17 protein-coding genes are annotated in these 18830 nt (G+C 68.1%); 7 read left to right on the forward strand and 10 right to left on the reverse strand.

Going from position 1 to position 18830, the window contains the following annotated elements; all coding sequences use genetic code 11:
* Window positions 1-13 precede the first annotated feature (13 nt).
* Both ACFXNW_RS14570 and sigK read right to left on the reverse strand, forming a co-directional pair.
* On the reverse strand, window positions 14-862 hold the full coding sequence (locus ACFXNW_RS14570) for an anti-sigma factor domain-containing protein (protein WP_379418178.1): 849 nt from the start codon (window positions 860-862) through the stop codon (window positions 14-16).
* Window positions 855-1514, reverse strand: a complete 660-nt coding sequence (gene sigK, locus ACFXNW_RS14575; RefSeq protein WP_379418179.1) for an ECF RNA polymerase sigma factor SigK — start codon at window positions 1512-1514, stop codon at window positions 855-857. The genes ACFXNW_RS14570 and sigK overlap by 8 nt, the downstream gene beginning before the upstream one ends.
* A 214-nt stretch (window positions 1515-1728) precedes the next feature.
* On the opposite strand from sigK, the gene ACFXNW_RS14580 reads away from it, so the two are divergent.
* Window positions 1729-3240 (forward strand): carboxylesterase/lipase family protein, encoded by a 1512-nt coding sequence (locus ACFXNW_RS14580; RefSeq protein ID WP_379418180.1) that lies wholly within the window; start codon window positions 1729-1731, stop codon window positions 3238-3240.
* An 8-nt stretch (window positions 3241-3248) separates the two neighbouring features.
* On the opposite strand, the gene ACFXNW_RS14585 is transcribed toward ACFXNW_RS14580, so the two are convergent.
* Window positions 3249-4115, reverse strand: a complete 867-nt coding sequence (locus tag ACFXNW_RS14585; RefSeq protein WP_379418181.1) for an Fpg/Nei family DNA glycosylase — start codon at window positions 4113-4115, stop codon at window positions 3249-3251.
* A gap of 162 nt (window positions 4116-4277) precedes the next feature.
* Window positions 4278-4850: a TetR/AcrR family transcriptional regulator gene (locus ACFXNW_RS14590; RefSeq protein ID WP_379418644.1), complete on the reverse strand. Its 573-nt coding sequence runs from the start codon at window positions 4848-4850 to the stop codon at window positions 4278-4280.
* A gap of 160 nt (window positions 4851-5010) precedes the next feature.
* Here ACFXNW_RS14590 and ACFXNW_RS14595 point away from each other — a divergent pair, with 160 nt between their 5' ends.
* Window positions 5011-6030 (forward strand): aldo/keto reductase, encoded by a 1020-nt coding sequence (locus tag ACFXNW_RS14595; protein ID WP_379418182.1) that lies wholly within the window; start codon window positions 5011-5013, stop codon window positions 6028-6030.
* 252 nt (window positions 6031-6282) lie between these two features.
* Here the strand turns inward: ACFXNW_RS14595 and ACFXNW_RS14600 are convergent, their stop codons facing one another.
* Entirely contained in the window at window positions 6283-7662 is a 1380-nt protein-coding gene (locus tag ACFXNW_RS14600; RefSeq protein WP_379418183.1) for a PLP-dependent aminotransferase family protein, read from the reverse strand.
* Window positions 7663-7734: 72 nt separating this feature from the next.
* Here ACFXNW_RS14600 and ACFXNW_RS14605 point away from each other — a divergent pair, with 72 nt between their 5' ends.
* Complete coding sequence (locus tag ACFXNW_RS14605) at window positions 7735-8421, forward strand: pyridoxamine 5'-phosphate oxidase family protein (protein ID WP_379418184.1); 687 nt, start codon at window positions 7735-7737, stop codon at window positions 8419-8421.
* A gap of 116 nt (window positions 8422-8537) precedes the next feature.
* On the opposite strand, the gene ACFXNW_RS14610 is transcribed toward ACFXNW_RS14605, so the two are convergent.
* The 3 genes from ACFXNW_RS14610 to ACFXNW_RS14620 form a co-directional block, all read right to left on the reverse strand.
* Window positions 8538-9086 (reverse strand): potassium channel family protein, encoded by a 549-nt coding sequence (locus ACFXNW_RS14610; RefSeq protein WP_379418185.1) that lies wholly within the window; start codon window positions 9084-9086, stop codon window positions 8538-8540.
* A gap of 258 nt (window positions 9087-9344) precedes the next feature.
* Window positions 9345-10964: an acyl-CoA dehydrogenase family protein gene (locus ACFXNW_RS14615; RefSeq protein ID WP_379418186.1), complete on the reverse strand. Its 1620-nt coding sequence runs from the start codon at window positions 10962-10964 to the stop codon at window positions 9345-9347.
* The gene (locus ACFXNW_RS14620) at window positions 10951-11733 is read right to left on the reverse strand and encodes a TetR/AcrR family transcriptional regulator (protein WP_379418187.1); all 783 of its coding nucleotides are present in this window, start codon (window positions 11731-11733) and stop codon (window positions 10951-10953) included. The genes ACFXNW_RS14615 and ACFXNW_RS14620 overlap by 14 nt, the downstream gene beginning before the upstream one ends.
* 63 nt (window positions 11734-11796) lie before the next feature.
* On the opposite strand from ACFXNW_RS14620, the gene ACFXNW_RS14625 reads away from it, so the two are divergent.
* The 3 genes from ACFXNW_RS14625 (at window position 11797) to ACFXNW_RS14635 (ending at window position 14834) form a co-directional block, all read left to right on the forward strand.
* Entirely contained in the window at window positions 11797-12558 is a 762-nt protein-coding gene (locus ACFXNW_RS14625) for a crotonase/enoyl-CoA hydratase family protein (protein WP_379418188.1), read from the forward strand.
* 4 nt (window positions 12559-12562) lie between these two features.
* Complete coding sequence (locus ACFXNW_RS14630) at window positions 12563-13897, forward strand: hypothetical protein (RefSeq protein WP_379418189.1); 1335 nt, start codon at window positions 12563-12565, stop codon at window positions 13895-13897.
* A gap of 79 nt (window positions 13898-13976) precedes the next feature.
* Entirely contained in the window at window positions 13977-14834 is an 858-nt protein-coding gene (locus ACFXNW_RS14635; RefSeq protein ID WP_379418190.1) for an Imm49 family immunity protein, read from the forward strand.
* Window positions 14835-15017: 183 nt separating this feature from the next.
* Here ACFXNW_RS14635 and pgi read toward each other — a convergent pair whose 3' ends face one another.
* A complete protein-coding gene (gene pgi / locus ACFXNW_RS14640) occupies window positions 15018-16670 on the reverse strand; it encodes a glucose-6-phosphate isomerase (RefSeq protein ID WP_379418191.1) in 1653 nt (550 codons plus the stop codon).
* A gap of 111 nt (window positions 16671-16781) precedes the next feature.
* On the opposite strand from pgi, the gene ACFXNW_RS14645 reads away from it, so the two are divergent.
* Window positions 16782-18236, forward strand: coding sequence for an NAD-dependent succinate-semialdehyde dehydrogenase (locus ACFXNW_RS14645; RefSeq protein WP_379418192.1), 1455 nt, complete (start codon window positions 16782-16784; stop codon window positions 18234-18236).
* 143 nt (window positions 18237-18379) lie between these two features.
* Here ACFXNW_RS14645 and ACFXNW_RS14650 read toward each other — a convergent pair whose 3' ends face one another.
* The gene (locus ACFXNW_RS14650; RefSeq protein WP_163826383.1) at window positions 18380-18673 is read right to left on the reverse strand and encodes a chorismate mutase; all 294 of its coding nucleotides are present in this window, start codon (window positions 18671-18673) and stop codon (window positions 18380-18382) included.
* Window positions 18674-18830: the final 157 nt, after the last annotated feature.

The following is an 18830-nucleotide window of genomic DNA, read 5'->3' on the forward strand; positions in this document are numbered from 1 at the left end:
ATCTGTTCGGCCGTCAGGCCAGGGGGAGTGCGGCGATCGGTTCGGTGGTCGGGCCTGGTGAACCGCCGTCGGGTTCGATGGTGAGTGCGAGCTGGTCGGACGCGACGAACTCGGTGACATAAGGCGCACCGGAGGTGGGCAGGCCGGTCAGGACCCCCGCGGACCGGGGCGCCCCATCGAGCCCGATCAGCCAGAGTTGGTGCGCATATCCCGCCGGCGGCTCGGGCACCGCGTCGAATGTGACCGCGACCGCGCCGAGTTCATCCGAAATATGCGCGATCAGGTTCCCACCGGTGCTTACCGGGCTCGTCTCGGTGCGGGCATCGGGCTGTTGCAGCACCTCGTCGGCGGTCACCATCCGTGCGGGCGGCTCCTCGGTGCGTTGGCCGAATACCGCTGCGCCGATGGCGACGACGATGGCCACCGCGGCGGCTGCGGTGGCCCAGCGCAGGCGCTTCCGCCGGCGGGCGCGGGCTGCGGCGAATTCGTCACCGACGGCTGTGGCGGTCTTACCTGCCTGATCGACGTGGTCAGGGCCGGGGGTATCGGCGGCGTCGGACGGCTGACCGGCGGCGGGATCGTCCCGGTCCTCGCGATCGCCTGGAGCTTCGATCGCGTCGAGAATCCGTTCCTCCAGCCCGGCTGGTGGTGCCTGCGCATCCAGAGCCGACAGCGCCCCCATCGCTTCCCGCGCGTCTCGCACGATCTGGTCGAAGCTGCGCCGGATTTCCGGGTCGCAGGTGTCGAGGCGTTGTTCGATGCTGTCGCGTTCGGCGTCGGTGACGGCGTCGAGCGCGTACGCGTGGGCCAGGTCGAGTAGGTCGTGATCGTCGGGATGGTCGGGTGGGGGCGCGTCAGTCATCGCGAGCAACTCCGGTCAGGCAGTCCTGGAGGCGCTTCAACCCGTCCCGGATGCGGCTTTTCACGGTGGGCAACGGAGAGTCGAGGTGGTCGGCGACCTCCCGGTAGGTCCGGCCACTGTAGTAGGCGAGGGCGACCGCTTGGCGCTGCATGGCGGTCAGCGTGTCGAGGCAATCACGAACGTCCTGTTCCTCCAGTCGCTGGCCGACGGTTTCGGCGACGATGTCGTGATCGCGTCCGAGGTGAGTGTGGCCGTAGACGGCGTCGCGTCCGGCGGCGGAACTCTCGCTGCGCACCCGGTCCACGGCGCGGCGATGGGTGATCATCATCAACCAGCCGATGGGGCTCGACAGCGCTGGATCGTAGCGCTCGGCCGTCGACCACACCTGTAGGTAGACCTCCTGGGTGGTCTCCTCCGCCGCCGCCGGGCTGCGCAACACCCGCAACGCGAGGCCGAACACTCGCGGGCTGGTCTCGCGATAGAACCGGGTGAAGGCCTCGCGGTCACCGGCCGCGGTCGATTTCAGCAGGCCGTCGAGCTGGCGCCGGGCGTCACCGTTGCCGTTGCGGACCGGGCACGCACCTGCCTGCTCGGCTGTCGCGTCAGCAGAGACGCGGCCGGTAAACGGCATGGGACCCTGCTCGCTCGTCATGACGGCCTCCTCGGCTGCTCGGCAAGTTCGCCGCAGCTGCCTGGCCGGATGGGCCGCAAGTCCGGTGTGTGGCCTGAGCCACGATCATGGCCTCGTCGGAGCACGGGTTCAGTGTTGCGCAATGGCGCGATTGCGGTGGCCGATTCGAGACACCGCGGTGTGAATTTCGGTTTACTTCTGTTGGCGGCTTGCCAGTTGTCGTTACCATCGGTAAATGGTCGCGTCGACAGATGTCTCGACCGCGGACGGCGTTGTCCGTGGTCACCGTGGCCGCCGGGTGATCCGCTGGCGGTCCATTCCCTATGCGGCTGCGCCGGTGGGCGCGCTGCGCTTGCGTGCGCCGCAACCGGTCGAACCCTGGACCGGAGTCCGTCCGGCCACCGAGTTCGCCTACGCCGCGATGCAGCATCGGACCGGCGCCCAGATCGGGGCACGGCGTTATCAGCCGACCAGCGAGGACGCGCTCACGCTGAACGTGACCGCACCGGTCTCGGCAGGTAGTAGCCCGTTGCCGGTCATGGTCTTCATTCACGGTGGCGGATATCTGTTCGGCACCTCGGCTCTGAGCCTGTACTCCGGTGCGCAGCTGGCCGTCGGTGGGGACGTCATCGTGGTCTCGATGAACTACCGACTCGGTGCCTTCGGGTACGCCGATTTCGGTGAGTTCGGCACCGAGGATCGGCCGTTCGACTCGAATCTCGGCCTGCGTGACCAGATCGCGGCCCTCGAGTGGGTCCGCACCAATATCGCGGCGTTCGGCGGCGATCCCGGCAACGTGACCGTCTTCGGTGAATCGGCCGGTGCGCACGCGGTGCTCAGTCTGCTCGCCACGCCCTCCGCGGCCGGGCTGTTCCATCAGGCCATCGCCCAGAGTGCGCCCGCCGACTGGGCATTGTCCGCCGAGGATGCGCGGCTGATCGCCCGCCGCTGTGTGAATGCGCTCGGCGCGACGCCGGATAACGCCAGTCAGATGCTGTCGGAGGCGGAGGCCATCGATATCCACCGGGTGTTCGGTCGGGCGATGCGCAATTCGCTGCGGGAACGGCCAGGTTTCTTTGCCGCTGCCCCCGTCGTCGACGGGACGTTGCTGCCGCAAGCGCCGATCGATGCGATCGCCGATGGCAACGCCCATCGGGTGCCGCTCATCATCGGCACCTGCAACAACGAGGGCACGTTGTTCGCGAAGTTCGCCGACTACTCGTTGCCGACCACCTCGGACAGGCTGCGCGCCGCCGTCGGTGAATCGGCTGCCGAAGCGCGCGTGCGGGCGGCCTACCCCGGCTACCCGGACTCGATGGCGGCCATCCGCGCCGGTGGCGATTTCGTGTTCTGGCGCCCGTCGGTCGCGGTGATGGCCGGGCACAGCAAGTACGCGCCCACCTATGCCTACCGCTACGATTTCGCGCCCCGCGCCCTGCGGCTGGCCGGGATCGGCGCCACGCACGCCACCGACCTCATGCCGGTCTTCGGCATTGCCGACAGCCCGTTCGGCCGGGCGCTCACCGCGGCGGGTGGCCGTCGCGGCCTGGTGTCGGTGACCAGGCAGTTCCAGGACAACTGGCTGCGGTTCGCGCATACCGGCGCACCGCTACCGTCATGGCCCGCGTATACCGAGGATCGTCGGAGCACGTTGATCATCGACGCGCCCAGCCGGGTCGAGCACGATCCTCAACGCGCGAAGCGGCTCGCGTGGGAAGGCATTCGGATACCGAAGCTGGTGCATTAGGGGTAGCCCTATTTGAGCAGCCGGGACATGCGTCTGTCGGCAAGAATCTTGCCGCCGGTCTGGCACGTCGGGCAGTACTGGAAGGAACGTTCGGCGAAGGAGACCTCGCGCACGGTATCGCCGCATACCGGGCAGGGCAGTCCGGTGCGCGCGTGCACCCGCATCCCGGAACGTTTCTCACCCTTGAGCCGGGCCGCGTCCTGCCCGACGGAGCGTTGCACGGCATCGAGCAGCACCGTCCGCATGGCCTCGTACAGCTGCGACACCTTGTCCTCGGGCAGCGATTTCGCGGTGGCGAACGGTGAGATACGGGCGGTGTGCAGGATTTCGTCGGAGTAAGCGTTGCCGATGCCCGCCAGCAGCGACTGTTCGACCAGGGCGGTCTTGATGCGCTGGGTGGTGCCGGCGAGTATCTCGGCGAACTGCGTCTCGGTGACGTCGAGTGCGTCCGGGCCGAGCCGGGCGATACCGGGGACATGCTTGGGATCGTCGACGATGTAGACCGCGAGCCGTTTCTTGGTGCCCGCCTCGGTGAGGTCGAAGGCGGGGGTGGCGCCCTCCGGGGTGAAGAAATGCACCCGCAGCGCCAATGGCCCCTTGCCCGGTTTCGGCGGCGTCGCGCTGGGATTGTCGGTCCAGCGCAGCCAGCCGCCGCGGGACAGATGCGTGATCAGCCACAGTCCGCCGCAGTCCATGCCGAGGAACTTGCCCCACCGGCCCGCGCCGGTCACATCGCGCCCGGACAGGGCGGTGACCGGCGGATCGAAGGTCTTGACCGCGCTCAACGCCGCCACATCCACACGCCCGACCACCGCGCCGACCGCGTGTTCCCGGAGGAACTGCGCCAACGCCTCCACTTCCGGTAGTTCGGGCACGCGTCCAAGGCTACCTGCGACCACCGACAGAATCGGGCTGTCACGGCCGGATCGCCCGGGGTGGCCGAATGTGGGCTCGGCTCGCGCGGCTATCAGGTGAACAAGGTTCCGTTTGTTCCCTCTGGATTGAGCTCGGGTGCGATCGGCGCGGACTTCACGCCTCTAGCGCAGCCGCAATCCCGCTATGACGAGTCCGACCATCCGCCGTGCGTCGTAGCGTGGGTTGCTGCCAGCGCCGATGCACAGATTGCCGACCCCCCGCATCAGTTCGTAGGCGTCGATGTCGCTGACTATCTCGCCTGCCTCGACGGCGGCGTCGAGCAGCTGGGCACAGGCCGGGACCAGGCGGTCGAGGAAATAGGCGTGCAGCGTATCGAAGGCGGCATCGCCGGACTGCAATGCCTCGGCGAGGCCGTGTTTGGTGACCAGGAAGTCGACGAACAGGTTGATCCAGCGTCCCAGTGCGGCGTGCGGTGACTCGAGGCTCGCCAGCAGCGCCGGGCCTGCCTCGGCGCATGCCTCGACCTGATGGCGGTAGACCGCGACGATCAGATCGGCGCGCGTAGGGAAGTGCCGGTAGATCGTGCCGACGCCGACCCCGGCCCTGGTGGCGATATCGCGCACCGGCACATCGACGCCGGCTGCGACGAAGGCTGCTGCGGCGGCGTCCAGCAGAGTTTGCTCGTTTCGCCGGGCGTCGGCCCGTCTGCGCGGGGTCCCTGATTCGCTGCCGATGCCGGTCACCGCACCGCTCCCTCCATCGCATTGGCAAACGGAACAATGTTCCGTATGTTGATTATCGGAACATCGTTCCGCTTGTTCAGGATGCCAGAACGGGCGGCGCGAAACCACTGCGCGCACCGAGATCCGGTGCACCCTTCGAGGAGGAACACATATGCAGTACCGCACTCTGGGCCGGACCGGCGTACAGGTCAGCGTCCTCGCGCTAGGCGCGATGAACTTCGGCACCGCAGGCCGCACCGGTCAGCACGAGGCCACCGCGATGGTCGACGCCGCCCTGGACGCGGGCATCAACCTCATCGACACCGCGGACTGGTACAGCCGCGGCGAGTCGGAGGAGATGGTCGGCACGGCCATCGCGGGCCGCCGTGACGACATCGTGCTGGCTACGAAGGCGAATATGCCGATGGGCGACGAGCGCAATCATCGCGGCAGCTCGCGCCGGTGGTTGGTCACCGAGCTGGACAACAGTCTGCGCCGCCTCGGCGTCGACCATGTCGACCTCTTCCAGATCCACCGGTGGGATCCGGACACCAGCGACGAGGAGACGCTGTCGGCGTTGACCGATCTGCAGCGCGCGGGGAAGATTCGCTACTTCGGTTCCTCGACGTTCCCCGCCTACCGCATCGTGCAAGCGCAGTGGGCTGCCCGCGAGAACCATCTGAGCCGCTACGTCACCGAGCAGCCGGGCTACTCGATCCTGCAGCGCGGCATCGAAGCTCACGTCCTGCCGGTAACCGAGCAGTACGGACTCGGTGTTCTGGTGTGGAGCCCGTTGGCCTCGGGTTGGCTCTCGGGTGCGATCCGGGCGGGCCGAGAGATCACCACCAGCCGTTCGTCATTCATGCCGGAACGCTTCGACCTCACCGTGCCGGCCAACCGGGCAAAGATGGACGCAGTCGAGCAGTTGGCCGCGGTCGCCGACGAGGCAGGCTTGACCATGATCCAGCTCGCGCTCGGTTTCGTCACCGGGCACCCGGCCGTGACCAGCGCGCTGATCGGCCCGCGCACGATGGATCACCTGCGCTCGCAGCTCGCGGCGGCGGACACCGTGCTCCCCGCCGACGTGCTCGACGCCATTGATGCGATCGTGGCACCCGGTGTCGACCTCGCCGCCCACGAGAAGCACGACGCTCCGCCGGCCCTGCTCGACGCGCGGCTTCGGCGTCGCTGATCGGACTTGGTGTCGAGTGTGGTCGATTCCATTGCCGCAGTGGGAACTTCGTTCGCATTGGCGGTGCCGGGTGACTGTTTCGACTACCTGAGGCCGCGGGGACTCGGTCGCGTTGGCGGCGCCGGGTGACTGTCCCGACCACCTGAGGCCGAACGGGCTCCGGTCGTGTTGGCGGTGCCGGGTGACCGTCTCAACTACCCGAGGCCGCGCGGGCTCCGATCGTGTCGGTGGCGCGTCCGGGTGATCTCTCGACTACCCGAACGCGCGCGCGAGGCATTCGGCGGCTATCGGGACCGCGGTGGTGAACTCGTTGTCCGGCAGTGCCGAATAGCCGAGTGCCACTCCGAAGATGGCTTGCGGGCCGACGTGGTGGCGGGCAAGGCCGTCCAGGGCGACGCCGCGGTGGCGCGCCTCGGCGATGGCGTGGTGCTCGGCCTCAGCGGTCGCTAGCGGGACCACGATATGTGATCCGGCGTCGTCGCCACGGATGGTCAGTCCCCGGCGGCTCAGCTCGTCTACGACGAACGCGCGTCGCGGGGGCATGATCCGGCGGAGTCTGCGCAGGTGGCGCGCGAGGTCGCCGTGTGCAGCCAGTTCGGCGAGCACCAGCTGTCCTGCGTGGCTCGGTGTGCTGCCGATCTGTTCCCGATACTCCAGGACGGCATCGGCGATCTCGGGCTCGGCGACCAACCAGCCCGCACCGAGGGTAGGGGACAGGATCTTGCTCGTGGTGCCGAGATGGACGACGGCGTCGGGCGCCATGGCGGCCAGTAAGGGCAAGGGGGCGGTGTCGTAACGCAATTCGCCGTCGTAATCGTCCTCGATCAGCAACACATCGTTGGCGCGCGCGTAGTCGACAAGCTGCACTCGACGAGTCGCCGTCATCCGTTCGCCCAGCGGGAACTGGTGGGCCGGAGTGCAATACACGGCCTTGATGTCGCTGGGCAGCGCGTCGACCCGCAGGCCCTCGTCGTCCACGGGCGCCGGCACCACCCGCACGCCTGCCGCGCGAAATGCTCCGACCGCGCGCTGATAGCCCGGATCTTCCATGGCGACCCTGTCGCCGGGGCGCAGTACGGCGCAGGCGATTTCATTCACCGCCGCGCTCGTTCCCGAGGTTGCCAGGATGGCGGTTCCGCCGGTGGCGCTCAGTCCGCGATGACGCAACAGGTGCTCGGTGACCGCCGCCAAGTACCGCGGTTCACCGGCGCGCTGCTTGCGCACCACGGGCTCCCGGTCCGCGGCGGTTCGCCAGGCGCGCCGCCACGCGGGCCGATCAATGGCGGGCACACACGGTGCGCCCGGGCAGAGATCGAGCAGTGCGGTGGTCGCCGTGGATGCCGCGCTCATGGCGAGGCCATGGTGTGCGGCCGCGGGCGCTGCGGTCAGGTAGGTGCCCGAACCGCGTCGGCCGCTGAGCCAGCCCTCGGCATGCAATTGGTCGTAGGCGGCGGCGACCACCGTGCGGCTGACGGCCAGCTGTGCGGCCAGCGACCGTGAGGACGGCAATCTGTCACCACCGTGCAGCGCACCGGACGTCGCCGCGCGGCGCAGCCCGTCGGCCAGCTGCACCGACAGCGGCGTGGAGCCCGACCGGTCGAGCTCGAGCAGTTCGGCGATGACCTCGGACACGGAAAGTGGCCTTTCACTCTTGATCAGAATTGGCTATTCCAGGATGCCACTGGTCGCGGCATGGTTGAGCATATGACCGAACAAGCACTGCTCCGGCCACCGCTCTCACCGACCCCGCGCAGCACTCCCACGCGGCTGAAGGATCGCGCCAGGACCGATCGTGCCGACCTGGACGCGGTGCTCGACGCGGGACTGATCTGCCACCTCGGCGTCCTGCTAGGTGGCACTCCCGTAGTGCTGCCTACCGCGTACGGCCGCGACGGAAACCTGCTCTACCTGCATGGATCCACCGGAGCGGGCAATATGCGGGCGGCGCTGGCGCAGGATGTGTCGGTGGCGGTCACCCTGGTCGACGGTGTGGTCTACGCCCGGTCGGCCATGCATTTCTCGATGAACTACCGGTCGGCGGTGGTGCTCGGGCGCGCCGTCGAGGTGACCGATCCGCAGCAGCGGCTGCACGGTCTCCGAGTGATCGTCGAGCACGCGGCGCCCGGTTCCTGGGATCGGGTCCGGCCGCCCAGCAAGAAGGAGCTCGCCGCGACGATCGTGCTCGCCCTCGAACTCACCGAGGCATCAGTGAAGATGCGCGACGGCGGACCGAACGACGACGCCGAGGACATTACGGCGGGCGGCGTGTGGGCCGGCGTGGTGCCGACGCGTCAGGTGTGGGATCCGCCGGTGTCGGCGCCGGACCTGGACTCCGGCGTCGCGGTGCCGTCCTCGGTGTCCCAGAGCTGCGTGGCCCGCCAGTCCGGCTGACCGAAGGCGATTCCGGACAACGCGGCGGTGACGTCCTCGGGGGCGGCGGGCGCGACACCGTGCGCGCTCACCGCCGCGATCTGTTCGTATTCGGCGGAATCCGGCATGGCCCCAGATTAATTCGATGCGCCCGGCTTCTGCTGCCGTACCAGTTCCAGCCGTCGGGTGACGCTGGTCGTCAGCACGGTGATCAGCGTGCCGAGCACAACCAGATCGAAGACGATCTGCACCATGCTGGCGATGCGGGCGGCCTGGCCGACCGCGTGGACGTCACCGTAGCCGACCGTGGCCAAGGTCGACACCGTGTAGTACAGGGCGTCGGTGCGGGTGTCGATGCCGTCGAACTGATTCGTCCCGCGGTCGTCGAGGATGTAGTAGAACAGCGCGAAGAAGACCACGACGACCGACACCACCAGCAGCAGTCCGTCGATGCGGCGGGTGGTGTCCTCCATGGCGGCGATGTATTGCGTGATCCGCCGGTATCCGAGCCAGGCGAGCCCGATGACTCCCGCGACGAATGCGATCAGGGTGAGGATCCGGGCGGGCCAGGTGGTGGCGAAATCCGAGCCGATAGGAACGCAGTAGTAGAGCAGCAGCGCGCACACCACCGTGCCGATATTGCGCAGGGCGTGTGCGCGCCGGGAGGTTTGTGGGATCGCCGTCATCAATCCATGATCGACCGGTGCGGCGCGGCCCGCGGTGATACGCGCCGGAACGATGGAGTCTGGCTGGTCAGCCCAGGTAGAGCCGGGTCCCTCGGCCGTGTACTACGAGATCGGCACGGTGCGCGGTGGCGGCGACGAGCTCGGCGTTGGCCATATCGCTGTCGTGCACCTTGATCGTCGCGGATCCGTACGCGCTCGGCGAGCGCGGCCACCGTCGTCTCCAGATCCGCGGTCACCGGCGTGACGGTACCCGCGGTGTCAGACGAAGGCCCGCTCGATGATGGAGGCGGTGTCCACACCGGTGGGCAGGGTGCCGAAGGCGATGCCCCAATCGTCACCGAGCCTGGTCGAGCAGAAGGCGTCCGCGACGGCGGAATGGCCGTGCCGCACCAGCTGTGCGCCTTGCAGGACCAGCGCCATCAGTTCGATCACCCGGCGGGCGCGGTACTCGATATCGCTGAGGTCGGACAGCTCCTTGCCGACCCGGTCGATAGCGTCGTCGAGCCGCGGATTCTCTCCGCGAGCCAGATTCACCTCGTTGAAGTAGGCCTCCACCGTCTCCGGCTGACGGCCCATGGCGCGCAATGCATCGAGCGCCGCGACATTGCCCGAGCCCTCCCAGATCGACATCAGCGGCGCCTCCCGGTACAGCCGCGGCATCCCGGACTCCTCGGCGTAACCATTGCCGCCGAAGCATTCCAGTGCCTCCGCGGCATGCGAAGGCGCGCGCTTGCACACCCAGTATTTGGTGACGGCCAGGGCGATGCGGCGCAGCGCCGCCTCGGCGGGATCGCTGCTCGCGCGGTCGGTGGCGCCGGCCAGGCGCATCATGACCGTGGTCGCCGCCTCGGATTCGATGACGAGGTCGGCCAGTACGTTCGCCATCGCGGGCTGGTCGATCAGCTTGGCGCCGAACACTTCCCGATGACGGGCGTGATGCACCGCGAAGACGGCGCCGACCCGCATTCCGGTGGCCGAACCGATCACGCAGTCCAGCCTCGTCATGTTCACCATCTCGATGATGGTCTTGACGCCCGCGCCCTCGGCACCGACCAGCCAGCCGGTGGCGTTCTCGTACTCGATCTCCGACGAGGCGTTGGACTTGTTGCCAAGCTTGTCCTTGAGCCGCTGGATGCGAATCGGATTGCGGGTGCCGTCGGGCAGCACCCGCGGCAGCAGGAAACACGACAGCCCGCCGGGCGCCTGGGCGAGAGTGAGGAACATATCCGACATGGGCGCCGAGGTGAACCACTTGTGCCCGACGATCCGGTAGGTACCGTCCGGCTGCGCCGTGGCGGTGGTGGTGTTCGCGCGCACGTCGGAGCCGCCCTGCTTCTCCGTCATCGACATGCCTGCGATGAGGCCCGCCTTCGTCGACGGTTCCCGCAGCCCGAAATCGTAGGTGCGCGAACCGAGCAGCGGCTCGAATTTCGCGGAGAGCTCCGGGTTGTTGCGCAGCGCGGGGACCACGGCGTAGGTCATCGAGATCGGGCACATATGCCCGGCCTCGGCGGCGCCCCAGGTGTAGAACTTCGCCGCGCGCGCGGTATGCGCGCCCGGGCGATCATCGAGCCAGGGCGCACCGTGCAGGCCGTGCGATACCGCGACGTCCATCAGGTCATGCCAGTGCGGATGGAACTCGACCTCATCGATGCGGTGACCGTAGCGGTCGTGGGTGTGCAGCACCGGCGGGTATTCGTTGGCCAGCCTGCCCCACTCCTGGGCACGTGCACTGCCCGCCAGCGCGCCGAGTTCGCGCACCTCTGGCTCGGCCCAGCCCGCTCCTTCCCGATGCAGCCCCTCGAGCAGGGCCGGGTTGCGGGAGACGTCGAACGGGACGATCGGCGGAACCTGGTTGAAGACTTCATGCGTCTGCATCGTGCGCTCCTGGGTGCGTGACCGCGGGGAACGGCATGGTCGCCATGCCGTCGGCGATAACCGGATCGGGGGTGAGTGGGTGGGTGCCGGGTGCCGGACCGGCCGGGGACGGCTCGAGCAGGGGCGTAGTGGTCGCGATGGGCGTCGACGGCCAGCTGGTGTCCGGGCGCGGCCCTCGGCGCACGCCGAGGGCGCGCAGCGCGAACGACACCAGTTCCGGGACGACGGATTCGGTGTGCGGCGCATGGGCGAGCGGCCCGACCAGCACCTCACCGATTGCGCCGACCATGGCTGCGGAGCTGATCCTCGCGTCCTGGGCGGGCAGTTCGCCGCGGGCGACACCGTCGGCCACCGCGGCCTCGAAGGTCTCGGCGAAGGCGCGCCGGAACCGCAGGCGTTCGGCGTCGATTGACGCGTCGACGGGCTCGGCGAGCAGGACGTAGGCGAGTTTCGGGTTCTTCAGCGCGCGCACGGCGAAGGTCTCGACGGCCGCGCTGACCCGGTGCGCGGCGTCGCCGCCGGAGCCCGCCGCCGCGACGGCCTCGACCTCACGGGTGACCACCTTGCGGAAGACGCCGGTCACCAGATCGGCCTTGCCCTCGAAGTGCTTGTACACCGTTCCGGTGGCTACACCGGCCTCGGCGGCCACCGCCGCCATGGAGAGACCGGCGAATCCGTCCCTGGACAGCACTCTGGTCGCGGCCTGCACGATCAGTGCGGCCTGCGCGTCGAGCCGGGCCTGTACGGCCGGGGTTCTGCGATACACCACGCAAGAAGTGAAGCACGAATTCACTTCTTCACACAAGGGGTGCCAGGCCGTATGGTCGGTGAGATGAGTGTCAGAGTCGAACATGCCGGCCCGGTCACCACGGTGATCCTGCACCGGCCACAGGCACGCAATGCCGTCGACGGGCCGACCGCGCGGGCACTGGCCGAGGCGTTCCGTGCCTTCGACGCCGACCCCAACGCTTCGGTCGCCGTGCTGTGGGGTGAGGGTGGCACGTTCTGTGCGGGCGCGGATCTCAAATCGATGGGCGGGGAGCACTCCAACCAGGTCACCGAGGACGGCGACGGCCCCATGGGGCCGACCAGGATGCGATTGTCCAAACCGGTGATCGCCGCGGTCTCCGGCTATGCCGTGGCGGGTGGGCTGGAGCTGGCGCTGTGGTGTGATCTGCGGATCGCCGAGCAGGACAGCACCTTCGGGGTGTTCTGTCGTCGCTGGGGCGTCCCGCTGATCGATGGTGGCACTGTGCGTCTGCCGAGGATCATCGGTGCAGGCCGCGCCATGGACATGGTGCTCACCGGCCGCCCCGTCAGCGCTCCGGAGGCGTTGCAGATGGGTCTGATCAGCCGTGTGGTGCCCAACGGCGATGTCCGCCGGGTCGCGGAGGAGGTCGCGGGTCAGCTGGCCGCACTACCGCAGACCTGCCTGCGGTCGGACCGATTGTCGCTGCTGGAGCAGGACGGCCTGGACGAAGAGGCGGCGCTGCGCAACGAATTCCGGCACGGTATGGGCGCTCTCATGGACGGCGCGCTCGACGGTGCGGCCCGCTTCGCCGCGGGCGCCGGACGCCACGGAGAGTTCCGATGACGCGATGAATTCGCGTGACGCGACGAGCTCGGGAGGGACCGCCCCGGCACGGCTCACCGTCGTCGACGAGATCTTCCTGCGCACCCACCGTGGGCTCGGTACGCCCATCGCCCTGCAAGGCCTGTGGCGTACCGCCGACCGGGTCGAGGCGGCCTTGCTCGAGGATTTGCACGCGCGGCTGCGTCGCAGCCCGCTCGGGCGTCGCGTGGTCAGGGCACGGGTACCGGGCGCGCGCCGGTACTGGCAGCCGACAGCCCGGGCATATCCGCTCGACCTCGGCGGCGTGATCGCATCGACCGAACTCCTCGACTGGGCCGACAACCTCGGCGCCGATCTCGATCCCGAGTTCGGCCCCGGCTGGCGGCTGTCGGCCGCCTCGGTCGACGACGGCGGCACCGTTATCGCGCTGACCTGCTCACACGTCCTCGCCGACGCAAAAGGACTGCTCATCGCCGTGGATGCCGCCCTGCGCGGGCAAGCGGCTGATTCCGGGCCGGCAGCTGGGCCTGGCTCCGAGTGGACCGATGCGGGACAGCAACTCGCGACCGTGCTCGGTGGGACCGTTTCGGCCATCGGAACCGGGTTGGCCCGAGTGCTTTCCCGGACCGCCACGGCGGTGTCGCGCGGGCCGGACGACGCCGACCGTCGAGTACGACTGCGGCCTGCCGCCGAGCACGGCGTGCCGGACGCAGTGCTGCCGACCGTTGGTGTGGTCCTGCGCATCCCGGCCGAGGACTGGGATCGCCTGGCCACGAGATCCGGCGGCACGCCCAACAGCCTGTTCGTGTGGTTCGTCGCGAACGTGCTGTGGGCGAGCGGATTCCCTGGTTCGGTGATCGAGGCCGCGCTGCCGGTCGACACCAGGGATGAGCCGCGCGTCGACAACGACCTGGCGATGACCGCGATCATCGCTGCGCCGGCAGATTCACCCGCCGATATCCGCGCGAAATCCCGTGCGGCATACGAGCGCCGAATGACCAGCCCGGCCGGATTGCCCGAAGAAACATTGCAGCTCGTACCGGACCGCCTGGCCTACATGGTGTCTCGTGGAGCGGGTGAACGCGACATCCTCTGCTCGAACATCGGCATGCTCCCCAGCAGCCTGCACCGCTTCGGAACCCATGAGTGCACGGGTATCGCCGCACGCGCCATTCATCCCGGGCTGACGTCCGGGCGGCGCCCGCGCACACGGTTATCCGGCTACCTGGCGCGCACCGAGGACACCTACTCGCTGGCATTGGTGGGTCTCGATCCGGTCCTGATACCGAATTCCACGACTCTGCGCCGGCTCGCTGAAAGCACCGCCCGGGCAGTGGAAGTCCCCATCAGTGGCTGGTAGCCGGACGTAGCATCGGCGGAAATCGTGTCCTACGGTTCTCTCACACTGATCGACACCTCCCCGATACCAGAAGGCAGAAATGCGGATAGAGCGACGCCGGATAGATGACGCTGTGCTGGCGGCGGCCCGTGATGGATTCACCGAGCGAATTCAGGGCGAATGCCACTCGATGACGAAGAGCACTCCGATGGGATCCGGCGAGTGGTGGAGGATCTCGGGGATATTCCTCGACTATCTGGGGGCTCTTTCCGTCGTGGTCCCCGATCTCGACGCTCCGGAGGTCAAGGCGGTCATCGACAACGCGGCCGAGGCCGCCGCCGGTGGCGTGCAGTGCGCCGCTTACTTCGGCAACACCTCCTTCAACGTCTCTCTCGACTACGCGGACTTCTGGATCGGCTACCCGGTGGAAGACCCGCGCGACCCGGATCCTGTCGGCGCCAACCAGTGGCTGGACGCCTTCTGCCTGGCAATCCTCTCCGAGAAAGCGGAATGGCATGGCGAGGCGTTCCACTTCACCAGGAGGGCGCTCGATGGCGGCATGGCCGGCCAGCCCAACGTCGAGCTGGTCAACGGCCTGGTGGCATACACCCTCGGGTACACCGAAGACGACGACGACTACCCGCCGTCCGGGGAACTGGTGCTCGCCACCATCGACGCCGCGCTTTCCCGAGTCCGAGTGGGAGAGAGTTTTCTCGACCTGCCGCACCGCACCGCATTGCGCGCCCTGCGCGCCTTGGCCGTCGGTGACCAGGACGCATTCGGCACCGAGTTGACCGAGTCACTGCTCCAATACCATTCCATGCCCGACCTCTTCGGTGAGCCTCGCGTTCTGCTTCCCCTCGTGCCGCTCGCCCTGACCGCTCTTGCCTATCGCCGCGAGGGTTGGCAACCGCCCGTCGACACCGACTATCTGCCGCGCACGCTGATCACCGGATGACAGCCCCGCCGCGAGCCCGCAATACTCTGTGGTCCAGGCGATGACCGCATTGACGCCGCACGCGAGGTCCGAGTGGGCATCCACCGTGACGGCGTTCGATTCCGGTGCCGCAGCGGGTCCGGCGCGGGCGGCTGGAGGGCTGGAAACCATCGCCCACTGAATTCACCTCCGCCACCTGAGGTCTCAACGGTGATCGCGGTACCAGCGGATCAGCGAATCAGTGGACGAATCGCCCTGCGATGCAGGGGCATCCGCCGAGGTCAGTAGCGGAGCGAGGGCCAGCGCCTGTTGCTTGCCGAGTTCCACACCCCACTGGTCGAAGCTGTCGATGCCCCAGATGGTGCCCTCGACGAAGACCTGATGTTCGTACAGCGCGATCAGCTGACCGAGCACCGAAGGGGTCAGCTGCGGCGCGAGAATGGTGGTGCTGGGCCGGTTACCGGGCATCACCTTGTGCGGCACGAGTTTCGGGTCCGTGCCGTCCGCGGCGACCTCCTCGGCGGTCTTGCCGAAGGCAAGCACCTTGGTCTGCGCGAACAGGTTGCTCATCAAGATGTCGTGCATACTGCCGGTGCCCTCACGAGTCGGCAGATCATCGGTGGGGCGGGCGAAACCGATGAAATCGGCCGGGATGAGTCGGGTGCCCTGGTGCAGCAGCTGGTAGAAGGCGTGCTGGCCGTTGGTGCCCGGTTCACCCCAGAAGATCTCGCCGGTCGAGGTGGTGACCGGGGTGCCGTCGGCGCGGACCGATTTGCCGTTGGATTCCATGGTCAACTGCTGCAGATACGCGGGGAAGCGGGCCAGATCGTTCGAATACGGCAGCACCGCGCGCGATTCCGCGCCGAAGAAGTTCGAGTACCAAACACCGAGCAGGCCGAGCAGCACCGGTGCGTTGTGTTCCAGCGGCGTGGTAGCGAAGTGCCGGTCGATGCGGTGCATGCCGTCCAGGAACTCCGCGAAGCACAGCTTCCCGATGGTGATCATCACCGACAGGCCGATTGCCGAGTCGACCGAATAGCGTCCGCCCACCCAGTCCCAGAACCCGAACATGTTGGCGGTGTCGATACCGAATTCGGCGACCCGCTCGGCATTGGTGGACACCGCGACGAAATGCTTGGCCACCGCGTCCTCGCCGAGCGCCGCCACCAGCCAGCGCCGGGCAGCGGTCGCGTTGGTGAGCGTCTCCAGGGTCGAGAACGTCTTGGAAGCCACGACGAACAGGGTGGTCGCCGGATCGAGCCCGGCCAGCTTCGAGACCAGATCGGCCGGGTCCACATTCGAGACGAAACGCGCACCGATCGTGGTGTCGGCGGTCTCGCCGATCGCGTAGTGGCGCAGCGCCTGATGCACCATCACCGGGCCGAGGTCGGAGCCGCCGATGCCGATGTTCACGACGGTCGCGATGCGCGCACCGGTAGCGCCGCGCCACCGCCCGGACCGCACCTCATCGGCGAAGGCACCCATCCGCGCCAGTACCCGATGCACCTCGGTGCCCGCGTCGGCGTCGTCGAGGATCAGCGATTGGCCTGCGGGCAGGCGCAGCGCGATATGGCCGACGGCCCGGTCCTCGGAGGTATTGATGTGCTCGCCGCGATACATTCGGTCGCGACGCTGCTCCACGCCCGCTTCGCGCGCCAATTCGACCAGCAGTTGCAGAGTTTCCCGGTTGGCCCGGTGCTTGCTGTAGTCGATGTGCAGATCGCCCGCCGTCACCGTCAGCTCACGACCGCGAGCGGGGTCCTCGGCGAAGAATTCCCGTAGGGTACGGCCGGAAACAGCGCTGTGGTGGTCGTGCAGTTTCCGCCAGGCCGCCGATGCGGTGATGTCGCTGCTCACGTCCGCCGAGCGTAGTAGGCCCCTCGCGCGCATGCACGCGAACGGCACCGAACACGGTGCGCCGTCATTCGGATCAGGCGCGTGGCGTGCCTACGGGCTTAGCCTTGGTTCATGGTCTCCGAACGCGAAGTACTCGAATCCGTACCCACCCAGCTGTGGATCGGCGCAGGAGTCGATGCCACCGGCGGTGCTGAGTTCCCGGTGTACAACCCGGCCGACGGCCAGATCCTCACCCACGTCGCCGACGCCACCCCCGAGGACGCGATGCGCGCGCTGGACGCCGCCGCCGCGGTGCAGGCCGACTGGGCCGCCACGCCCGCACGCGAACGCGGTGAAATCCTGCGGGCGGTCTTCGAACAGCTCACCGCGCGCGCCGAGGAATTCGCGCTGCTGATGACGCTGGAGATGGGCAAAGCGCTGCCCGAAAGCCGCAACGAAGTGCGCTACGGCGCCGAATTCTTCCGCTGGTTCAGCGAGGAAGCGGTGCGCGTGCACGGCCGCTACCTGCACGCACCGTCGGGCACCGGGCGGATCATGGTGCACAAACAGCCCGTCGGGCCGTGCCTTGCGATAACGCCGTGGAATTTTCCGCTGGCCATGGGTACCCGCAAGATCGGGCCCGCGCTGGCCGCCGGCTGCACCATGATCGTCAAGCCCGCCTCCGAGACGCCGCTGACGATGCTGCTGCTGGCCAAACTGTGCAGCGAGGCCGGACTGCCCGACGGTGTGCTCTCGGTGATCACCACCAAGCATTCCGGCGCCGTCACCGGGCCACTGCTGCAGGACCCTCGGCTACGCAAGCTGACCTTCACCGGTTCCACCGAGGTCGGGCGCACCCTTGTCGAACAGTCGGCGCACGGCCTGCTGCGCACGTCGATGGAGCTGGGCGGCAACGCGCCGTTCGTGGTGTTCGATGACGCCGACGTCGATGCGGCCGTCCAGGGCGCCATGCTGGCGAAGCTGCGCAACGGTGGCGAGGCGTGCACCGCGGCCAACCGTTTCCACGTCCAGAGCGGTGTTGCGGCGGAATTCACCACCAAGCTGATCGAGGCCATGACCGCCTCGGTGACCCTCGGTCCCGGTACCGATCCGGACACCACCCTCGGCCCGCTGGTGAACGAGAACCAGCTGAACACCGTTCGCGATCTCGTCGACGACGCCGTCGGTGCCGGCGCCACCGTCCGGCTCGGCGGTAAGGCGCCGGAGGGACCAGGCTGGTTCTATCCGGCCACCATCCTGACCGACATCCCGCCGGGGGCGAAGATCCTGCGCGAGGAGGTGTTCGGCCCGGTCGCCCCGATCGTCACCTTCGACACCGAGGACGAGGGTCTGGCCGCGGCGAACGACACCGAGTTCGGCCTGGTCAGCTACGTGTACACGCGCGACCTGGACCGCGCGTTGCGGGTGGCCGAGGGTCTCGAGAGCGGCATGGTCGGCATCAACCGCGGCGTGATCTCCGATCCCGCGGCGCCGTTCGGTGGGGTCAAGGCGTCCGGTTTCGGCCGGGAGGGCGGTACCGAGGGGATCGAGGAGTATCTGTCCACCAAGTACATCGCGCTGACCTGAACTCGAACCTCGTACAACGAGACGACCGCCCCGGGGTAGTGAACACCGGGGCGGTCATGGGGGAGGCGACGATCTCGCGATCGCCGCGTAGTTCGGGACGCCCGCAGGCCCGAGCGCGGTGGCGCCGGACGGGGCGAAAAAGACTAGTGGCCGAGGCGGCCGCGACCGAGCCGCAGCAACAGCATCGCGAGGGTGTGGCCTTCCTGGCCGAGTTCGCTGAATCGCTCCAGCACCTTCATCTCACGACTGTGCACAAGGCGCGGCCCGCCGGACGCCATGCGGGTTCGGCCGATGATCCGCGAGATCTCGGTCCTGCGCTTGATCGCAGCGAGGATCTCGGCATCGAGCCGGTCGATCTCCTTGCGGAGTTTCTCGATCTCCGCCTCGGTATGAGGCAGAGCCGAATCGGACCCGGTCGTCGTGGCAGGGGTGCTCATCATTCATCTCCTCGTGTCAGAACGTGGATCGGTCGTTGCGGGCGGCTCGTTACCGATCGGTTCTTTCACCGTGAAACAGACCTGGTGGGCATTGCATTGTCCCCCCAGCATTGTCTCCCCAGTGGGGGCGCTCAGGTGCAAAGTCCGCGATCCCGAT

It is taken from the genome of Nocardia sp. NPDC059180, assembly GCF_042754945.1.
Lineage (GTDB): Bacteria > Actinomycetota > Actinomycetes > Mycobacteriales > Mycobacteriaceae > Nocardia.

Excerpts from the sequence above, each read along its gene's own strand:
- ACFXNW_RS14570 (WP_379418178.1), bottom strand. The coding sequence starts at position 862 with ATGACTGACGCGCCCCCACCCGACCATCCCGACGATCACGACCTACTC.
- sigK (WP_379418179.1), bottom strand. The coding sequence starts at position 1,514 with ATGACGAGCGAGCAGGGTCCCATGCCGTTTACCGGCCGCGTCTCTGCT.
- ACFXNW_RS14580 (WP_379418180.1), top strand. The coding sequence starts at position 1,729 with ATGGTCGCGTCGACAGATGTCTCGACCGCGGACGGCGTTGTCCGTGGT.
- ACFXNW_RS14595 (WP_379418182.1), top strand. The coding sequence starts at position 5,011 with ATGCAGTACCGCACTCTGGGCCGGACCGGCGTACAGGTCAGCGTCCTC.
- ACFXNW_RS14605 (WP_379418184.1), top strand. The coding sequence starts at position 7,735 with ATGACCGAACAAGCACTGCTCCGGCCACCGCTCTCACCGACCCCGCGC.
- ACFXNW_RS14610 (WP_379418185.1), bottom strand. The coding sequence starts at position 9,086 with ATGACGGCGATCCCACAAACCTCCCGGCGCGCACACGCCCTGCGCAAT.
- ACFXNW_RS14615 (WP_379418186.1), bottom strand. The coding sequence starts at position 10,964 with ATGCAGACGCATGAAGTCTTCAACCAGGTTCCGCCGATCGTCCCGTTC.
- ACFXNW_RS14625 (WP_379418188.1), top strand. The coding sequence starts at position 11,797 with ATGAGTGTCAGAGTCGAACATGCCGGCCCGGTCACCACGGTGATCCTG.
- ACFXNW_RS14630 (WP_379418189.1), top strand. The coding sequence starts at position 12,563 with ATGAATTCGCGTGACGCGACGAGCTCGGGAGGGACCGCCCCGGCACGG.
- ACFXNW_RS14635 (WP_379418190.1), top strand. The coding sequence starts at position 13,977 with ATGCGGATAGAGCGACGCCGGATAGATGACGCTGTGCTGGCGGCGGCC.
- ACFXNW_RS14645 (WP_379418192.1), top strand. The coding sequence starts at position 16,782 with ATGGTCTCCGAACGCGAAGTACTCGAATCCGTACCCACCCAGCTGTGG.
- ACFXNW_RS14650 (WP_163826383.1), bottom strand. The coding sequence starts at position 18,673 with ATGAGCACCCCTGCCACGACGACCGGGTCCGATTCGGCTCTGCCTCAT.